Here is a 1,594-nt window from a genome sequence, read left to right on the forward strand (position 1 = left end):
TGAGGATTCGATCCTCATCAGCGAGCGCATCGTCAAGGACGACGTCTTCACCTCGATCCATATCGAGGAATTCGAAGTCATGGCGCGCGACACCAAGCTTGGGCCAGAGGACATCACCCGCGATATCCCGAACGTCGGCGAGGAAGCGCTCCGCAACCTCGACGAAGCGGGCATCGTCTATATCGGTGCCGAAGTGGAGCCGGGCGACATTCTGGCAGGCAAGATCACCCCCAAGGGTGAATCGCCGATGACGCCGGAAGAAAAGCTGCTCCGCGCGATCTTTGGTGAAAAGGCGTCGGACGTGCGCGACACCTCGCTGCGCCTGCCGCCGGGCGTTGCCGGGACGGTTGTCGAGGTCCGCGTGTTCAACCGCCACGGCATCGACAAGGACGAGCGCGCGATGGCGATCGAACGCGAGGAAATCGAGCGGCTGAAGAAGGATTCGGACGATGAGCGCTCGATCCTGAACCGCGCGACCTGGAGCCGCCTGCGTGAAATGCTTGAGGGCCAGACCGCGACCGCCGTGCCCAAGGGCCAGAAGAAGGGCGTTGTCATCGACAGCGACCTGCTCGACAATGTCGACAAGCATGAATGGTGGAAGTTCGCGGTTGCCGACGACAAGGTCCAGAGCGATCTGGAAGCGGTCAAGGGCCAGTATGACGATGCCGTCAAGCTGATCACCGACAAGTTCCATGATCGGCGCGAGAAGCTGGAGCGTGGTGACGAGCTGCCACCGGGCGTGCTCAAGATGGTCAAGGTGTTCGTCGCGGTGAAGCGCAAGCTGCAGCCGGGCGACAAGATGGCCGGTCGTCACGGCAACAAGGGCGTTATCTCGCGCATTCTGCCGGCGGAGGACATGCCGTTCCTCGCCGATGGGACGCCGGTTGATCTCGTGCTCAACCCGCTCGGCGTGCCGTCACGCATGAACGTCGGTCAGATTTTCGAGACGCATCTCGGCTGGGCCGCGCGCAATCTGGGCCAGCAGGTCCATCAAGCGCTCGAAGCCTGGCGTGAGGCTAATCCGGACGCCAAGGGCGGCGAAATGCCGGCCCCGGTCAAGGAGCGGCTGCTCGAAATCTACGGCCCGCAATATGCCGACGATATCAACGCCCGCGACGGTGACCAGATCGCCGAGCTCGCCGAATATTCGAAGACGGGTATCCCGATGGGCACCCCCGTGTTCGACGGCGCGCGCGAGAAGGACGTCTCCGAAATGCTGGCGCTGGCTGGGCTCGACACATCGGGCCAGTCGGAGCTGTTCGACGGACGCACCGGCGAGATGTTCGATCGCAAGGTGACGGTGGGCATCATCTACATGCTCAAGCTCCACCATCTGGTCGACGACAAGATCCACGCCCGTTCGATCGGGCCATACTCGCTCGTCACGCAGCAGCCGCTGGGTGGTAAGGCGCAGTTCGGTGGCCAGCGCTTCGGTGAAATGGAGGTCTGGGCGCTGCAGGCTTATGGTGCCGCCTATACCTTGCAGGAAATGCTAACGGTGAAGTCCGATGACGTGGTCGGCCGCACCAAGGTCTATGAAGCGATCGTCAAGGGTGACGACAGCTTCGAGGCCGGCATTCCGGAGAGCTTCAAC

1 pseudogene is annotated in these 1,594 nt (G+C 62.5%); it reads left to right on the forward strand.

Annotated elements, in window-relative coordinates:
- Positions 1-1,594, forward strand: a pseudogene (locus B7Y43_RS20025) (DNA-directed RNA polymerase subunit beta); the annotation flags it as partial.

It is taken from the genome of Sphingomonas sp. 28-62-20 (assembly GCF_002281505.1).